Annotated in this window: 6 protein-coding genes; 4 read left to right on the top strand and 2 right to left on the bottom strand. The window is 69.3% G+C overall.

Annotated features, from left to right (window positions below):
* The first annotated feature begins 277 nt into the window (after positions 1-277).
* The 3 genes from ACNFOC_RS49410 (at position 278) to ACNFOC_RS49400 (ending at position 3,379) form a co-directional block, all read left to right on the top strand.
* Complete coding sequence (locus tag ACNFOC_RS49410; RefSeq protein WP_416965542.1) at positions 278-763, top strand: hypothetical protein; 486 nt, start codon at positions 278-280, stop codon at positions 761-763.
* Positions 764-959: 196 nt separating this feature from the next.
* On the top strand, positions 960-2,276 hold the full coding sequence (locus ACNFOC_RS49405) for a WxL domain-containing protein (RefSeq protein WP_416965541.1): 1,317 nt from the start codon (positions 960-962) through the stop codon (positions 2,274-2,276).
* Positions 2,277-2,353: 77 nt separating this feature from the next.
* Positions 2,354-3,379 (top strand): WxL protein peptidoglycan domain-containing protein, encoded by a 1,026-nt coding sequence (locus ACNFOC_RS49400; protein ID WP_416965540.1) that lies wholly within the window; start codon positions 2,354-2,356, stop codon positions 3,377-3,379.
* On the opposite strand, the gene ACNFOC_RS49395 is transcribed toward ACNFOC_RS49400, so the two are convergent.
* Positions 3,273-3,611 (bottom strand): P-II family nitrogen regulator, encoded by a 339-nt coding sequence (locus tag ACNFOC_RS49395; protein ID WP_200682139.1) that lies wholly within the window; start codon positions 3,609-3,611, stop codon positions 3,273-3,275. The genes ACNFOC_RS49400 and ACNFOC_RS49395 overlap by 107 nt on opposite strands.
* Positions 3,608-4,951: an ammonium transporter gene (locus ACNFOC_RS49390; RefSeq protein WP_416965539.1), complete on the bottom strand. Its 1,344-nt coding sequence runs from the start codon at positions 4,949-4,951 to the stop codon at positions 3,608-3,610. Before ACNFOC_RS49390 ends, ACNFOC_RS49395 begins: the two co-directional genes overlap by 4 nt.
* Positions 4,952-5,116: 165 nt before the next feature.
* On the opposite strand from ACNFOC_RS49390, the gene era reads away from it, so the two are divergent.
* Positions 5,117-6,085, top strand: a complete 969-nt coding sequence (gene era, locus ACNFOC_RS49385; protein ID WP_266768517.1) for a GTPase Era — start codon at positions 5,117-5,119, stop codon at positions 6,083-6,085.
* Positions 6,086-6,104 lie beyond the last annotated feature (19 nt).

The raw sequence follows: 6,104 nt of genomic DNA, 5'->3' as shown, positions 1-6,104 counted from the left end.
TAACCCCTTCGCCCTACGCTGCTGCCGCCAACAACGCGCCAACCAGGCCACGGCGAAGGGGACTTGACCCATGAAGGCGATAAGACGGCTGGCCGCGCTGCTCGGCGCGACGGCCCTGCTGCTGACGCTCCCGCGCATCAATGGAACCGTAAGTTCCGACGGACCGTCAGATTCTCGCTCGCGTGGCGCACCGCACCGCGTTCGTGAGGGGTTTCTGGGGTTGTTGGTCCGTCCGTCCCCACATGGCATTCCCAGACACGGGAAGGGAACCAGACCCATGAAAGGCACGCTGAGAAGCAAGCGGATCGGTACCGGTGCGGCACTGGTGACGGGGGTCCTCGCGGCCGTCTCGCTGGCGTTCGCGCCGAGTGCGCTCGCCGTCACTCCCCAGACGGCGACGATCACCGCGGACTGCGGCATCTTCGGCGGTGGCGCGGCGACGCTCACCGCCACGCAGGACGGCACCGCGGCCACGGTCACTATCACCTCCTCCATCACGGCGCCGCTGGCCCTGTCGCAGGACTCCATCTCCTCCACCTTCACGTTCGAGAACGCGAGTGGTGGCACCACCGTCTTCACCGGCACGAAGAACCCGGCCATGGCGACCGGCGACGCCGTCACCGTCGGTCCGCTCGACGGGACCGTGGCCTCCGGCGACAGTCTGGAGGCGTACGGCGGGTCGCTCCAGATGACGATCTTCGGGATCGCCGTCACGTGCACGGCCACCGGACCGCAGTCGCCGGGTCCGTTCGTGTTCGACTGAGAACTCCCCCCAGGATTCCGCTGAGAATTCCCCCCACGGGCTCAACTGGGCCGTCGGTTCCCGCTGTTGACGGGAGCTGACGGCCCATCAGTTTGTTTGGGTGTGTGCATTGACTTCTCACGCGATCCCCACATCAATGCCCCCTGTGGGCGCAGACGAGCCGCCGCGCCCATCGTCCTCAGGAGGGGGCCCAGCCATGGCTACGACATCCCGAAGACGCCGTTGGGCGTCATTGCTCGGGGTGACCGCGCTCGCGGTCGCCACGGGCGGCGCGCTGGCCTGTCCGGCCGGTGCGTCCACGAACGTGGACTTCGCCACGCACTGCATCCCGCCGGCGATCGCGGGCATCCCGCCGATCGACGGCACCACGACCGCCGCGATCACGGTGGACAACACCGCGCCGAAGGTCGGCGACACCGTCACCGTGACGTACACGGTGGTCAAGCCCGCCGCCAGCAACCCCACCGCGATCGCCCTGCCGGCCGACATCATGACGCCCACCGGGAAGGTCGCCCTCGGCGGGGCCCAGACCGGCAGCCTCACGGTGGCCGGGCCCAAGAAGAACGACCCGGTGCCGGGCAACGGCGCCTTCCCGTCGTTCTCCATGACCGGCACCTTCACGGTCACCACCCCGGGCGCGATCACCCTCTCGCCCGGCGACTACAACATCCACACCAGCTACATCCTGGAGCTGGACACCCCCTGCACGGTGACGAACCCGCCGGCGCCGGTCTCCGAGACCGTCACCGCGACCGCCACCGTTCCGGTCAACACCCGTGCGATCAGCCTGGGTTCGGCTTCCGGGAACGCCGGTGACAGCGTCGCCGTGACCGGCAGCAACTTCACCCCGGGTGCCTCCGTGACCCTGGCCGGGCGGTCCGGTACCGCCCAGACCGCGGACACGGCGACCGTCACGGCCAGCGCCGCCGGCGCCATCAGTGGTTCGCTCGTCGTCAGCGACAAGACGACCACCGGGATCGTCGCGTACGAGGGCAATGCGTGGACCGACGACCTGGGTGCCGGGCCGGCCGCCTACGTCGTCAACGACACCACACCCGTTCCGCCGGGGAGTCAGAAGCTGACGACCTCCGTCAAGGCGGGCACGCTGTCCATGGCGCAGGCCGGGGACGCCGTGGGCCTCTCCGCGGTCGACTTCGGCAAGGGCGGTGCCTCCACGGGCGCCCTCAACACGGTGACGGTCCAGGACTTCCGCGGCGGACCCGCGGGCTGGTCCCTGACCGGCAAGGTCACCGACTTCACCGGTCCCGGCGCCAAGATCGATGCCGGGGCGCTGAGTTGGACACCCGCCTGCGCCACCAAGGCGGGCAGCCCGAGCACCTGCGTCGCGGGTTCGGCGGGCACGGTGGGCAGTTCGGGAGCGACGCTCGCGTCCACGCCCGACGGCACGCTCACCGGCGGCGAGTTCACCGTCGACGCCGGACTCTCCCTGAACGTACCGGCGTTCACGCCTCCGGGCTCGTACTCCGGTGTGCTCACGCTGACGCTCACCTGACCGTCCCACTCGTTTCCGGTGGCCGGGCGCCCGCACCCGCCCGACCGCCACACCTCGTCCGTGGGGGGTCCGCACCCATGCGCAAGCTGTACGTCCTCCTCCTGAGCCTCTGCCTCGGCCTCTGTTTCGGAGTGCTCGCCGCGCCCTCCGCCCACGCGGCCGACAACGGCAGTTGGTCCGTCTACCCGGCCGCCTCGCAGCTCACCGCGCGGCCGTACTTCTATCTCTCCGCCGACCCCGGCCAGACCATCCAGGACAAGATGCTCGTCGCCAACAAGACGGCGAAGCCGCTCACCTTCCGGCTGTACGCGGCCGATGCCTACAACACCGCGCGTGACGGCGGGTTCGCGGTGCGGACCGTGAAAGAGACGATGCGTGGGGTGGGGGCGTGGGCGAAGCCCGCCAAGTCCCGGGTAACTGTGCCCGCCCACAAGACAGTTGTCGTGCCGTTCACCCTGCACGTGCCCGAAGGCGCCGAACCGGGCGACCACCCGGGCGCGTTGGTCGCCCTCGACGAACGCGTCGACAAGGGCGACGGATCACTCGCCCTCGGTGTGCAGCGGGCCGTCGGTGCCCGCGTCTACCTCCGGGTGAGCGGCCCTACGCTGCCCGCACTCGCCGTGGAACACGTGCATGTGTCCCATCACCAGCCGCTGGTACCGGGGTTGGGGGACAGCGACGCGACGATCTCCTACACGCTGCACAACACCGGGAACGTCACCCTCGATCCGAAGGTGACGTTGAAGGCGCAGGGGCTGTTCGGCCGGACGCTGCTCTCGCGTGGACTGACCCGTATCCCCGCCGAGTTGCTGCCGGGACAGAGCGTGAAGCTGAGCGAGCCGTGGAAGGGCTCGCCCCAACTCGACTGGGGTGACATCACGTTGACCGCGAGTGCGCCGGGCACGAAGCAGTCGGCGAGCGCGTCGTTCTTCGCGCTGCCGTGGCTCGCGGCGCTGCTGCTGCTCGCGGTCGGGTTCGTCGGGGGAGTGCTCGCGGTCAGAGCGCGTCGGGGCCGCGTTCGCCCGTCCGAACCCGTACGACCGTCTCGACCGGAATCGACCACACCTTCCCGTCCCCGATCTTCCCCGTCTGCGCGGCCTTGACGATCGCGTCGATCACGGCGTCCGAGTCCGCGTCGTCGACGACGACCTCGATCCGCACCTTGGGGACGAGGTCGACGCGGTACTCGGCGCCGCGGTACACCTCGGTGTGGCCGCGCTGCCGGCCGTAGCCGCTGGCCTCGGTGACGGTCAGGCCGTGCACGCCGAGCTCCTGGAGCGCCGTCTTGACCTCGTCGAGGCGGTACGGCTTGACGATCGCGGTGATGAGCTTCATGCCTGGGTGCTGACCTTCTGAGCGGAGGGGGGGGATGCGCCGACCGGGGCTCCATGGCCCAGGACGCCGTGATCGTATGCGGTCTCGGCGTGCACCGTAAGGTCCAGACCCGTCCGCTCCTCCTCCTCGCTCGCCCGCAGGCCCATCAGCCGGTCCAGCAGCTTCCCGATGCCGTACGTCACGAGGAAGGCGTACGCCCCTACGGCGACCACGGCCACCAGCTGCCTGCCGAGCTGGGCGAGCCCGCCGCCGTAGAGGAGGCCGTCGGTCTTCCCGGTCAGTTCGGTGGTGGCGAAGACGCCGATCAGGAGGGTGCCGATGATGCCGCCGACCAGGTGGACGCCGACGACGTCGAGGGAGTCGTCGTAGTTCAGCTTGAACTTCCAGCCGACCGCGTACGAGCAGACGGCACCGGCGGCGAGGCCGATCACGAGCGCACCTAGCAGGGAGACCGAGCCGCAGGACGGGGTGATCGCGACCAGGCCGGCGACCGCGCCCGAGGCGGCGCCCAGGGTGGTGGGGTGGCCGTCGCGTTTCTGCTCGACGAAGAGCCAGCCGAGGAGGCCGGTGCAGCCGGCGGTGAGGGTGTTGAGGAAGGCCGCGGCGGCGAGGCCGTTGGCGCCGAGGGCGGAACCGGCGTTGAAGCCGAACCAGCCGAACCAGAGCAGGCCCGCGCCCAGCATCACCATGGGGAGGTTGTGCGGGCGCATGGCGTCTTTTTTGAAGCCGAGGCGGGGGCCGACCACCAGGCACAGGGCCAGACCCGAGGCACCGGACGTGATCTCGACCGGGAGGCCGCCCGCGAAGTCGAGGGCGCCGAGGTGCGCCGCGATCCAGCCGCCCGGGCCCCATACCCAGTGCGCCACGGGAACGTATACGAGGAGCGCCCAGACGGGTACGAAGACCAGCCACGCCCCGAACCGCACCCGGTCCGCGACCGCGCCGCTGATCAGCGCGGCCGTGATGATCGCGAAGGTGAGCTGGAAGGTGGCGAAGAGGAGGGTGGGGACGGTGCCGTGGACGGCGTCCGGGCCGAGGCCCGCCATGCCGGCGTGGGTGAGATCCCCGATCAGTCCGCCGCCGATGTCGTCGCCGAACGCGAGCGAATAGCCGGCCGCCAGCCACACCACCGTGACCAGGGCGATCGACACGAAACTCATCATGAGCATGTTGAGGACGCTCTTCGTGCGGACCATGCCGCCGTAGAAGAGGGCCAGGCCCGGGGTCATCAGCAGGACGAGGGCGGTGGCGGCGAGCAGCCAGGCGGTGTCGCCGGTGTCGATGCGGCCGGCGGCGAGTGCGGCGGCTTCGGTGACGGCTTCGGTGACGGAGAGGGGCACGGTTGTCTCCAACGGTGTGGGGGCTCGTCAGAGGGTCACCGGCGCTGGTTTCCGGTTGTGTACAGGGGTGTTTCCGTGACGTTTCGTTGCGGTTGGGTTTCCGGAAGCTCACCGTGGTGGGCACGGGTGGACTGTTGTGCGGCGGGAGCTTGTGGATCAGGGACAATGGGCGCCATGAGCGTTCGTACCCCGTCATCCAAGCCGTCCGCGTCGTCGGAGGCTCCCCACCGCGCCGGCTTCGCCTGCTTCGTGGGCCGCCCCAACGCGGGCAAGTCCACCCTTACGAATGCTCTGGTCGGCCAGAAGGTGGCGATCACCGCGAACCAGCCGCAGACCACGCGGCACACGGTCCGCGGCATCGTGCACCGGCCGGACGCGCAGCTGATCCTGGTGGACACGCCTGGGCTGCACAAGCCGCGCACGCTGCTCGGGCAGCGCCTCAACGACATCGTGCGTACGACGTGGGCCGAGGTCGACGTCATCGGCTTCTGCCTGCCCGCGAACGAGAAGCTCGGCCCGGGGGACCGTTTCATCGCGAAGGAACTGGCGTCCATCAAGAAGACGCCGAAGATCGCGATCGTCACGAAGACCGACCTGGTCGACTCCAAGACCCTTGCCGAGCAGTTGATTGCTATTGATCAGCTCGGTAAGGAGCTCGGTTTCGAGTGGGCGGAGATCGTGCCGGTGTCCGCGGTCGCGGACCAGCAGGTGGATCTGCTCGCCGATCTGCTCATTCCGCTGCTGCCGGAGGGGCCGGCCCTCTACCCCGAGGGCGATCTCACCGACGAGCCCGAGCAGGTCATGATCGCGGAGTTGATCCGGGAGGCCGCGCTGGAGGGGGTTCGGGACGAGCTTCCGCACTCCATCGCCGTTGTGGTCGAGGAGATGCTGCCTCGCGAGGACCGGCCCGCCGACAAGCCGCTTCTCGACATCCATGCGTTCGTGTACATCGAGCGGCCCAGTCAGAAGGGCATCATCATCGGGCCGAAGGGTGCGCGGCTGAAGCAGGTCGGCATCAAGTCCCGTAAGCAGATCGAGGCGTTGCTGGGTACGCCGGTTTTCCTGGACCTGCATGTGAAGGTGGCGAAGGACTGGCAGCGGGATCCTCGGCAGTTGCGGAAGTTGGGGTTCTAGAGGGGGAGTTGGGGTTCCG

The sequence above is a fragment of the Streptomyces colwelliae genome, assembly GCF_048158785.1.
Taxonomy (GTDB): domain Bacteria; phylum Actinomycetota; class Actinomycetes; order Streptomycetales; family Streptomycetaceae; genus Streptomyces.
The sequence above is the reverse complement of the archived record's forward strand: the minus strand, read 5'-3'. Positions and strand labels throughout refer to the sequence as shown.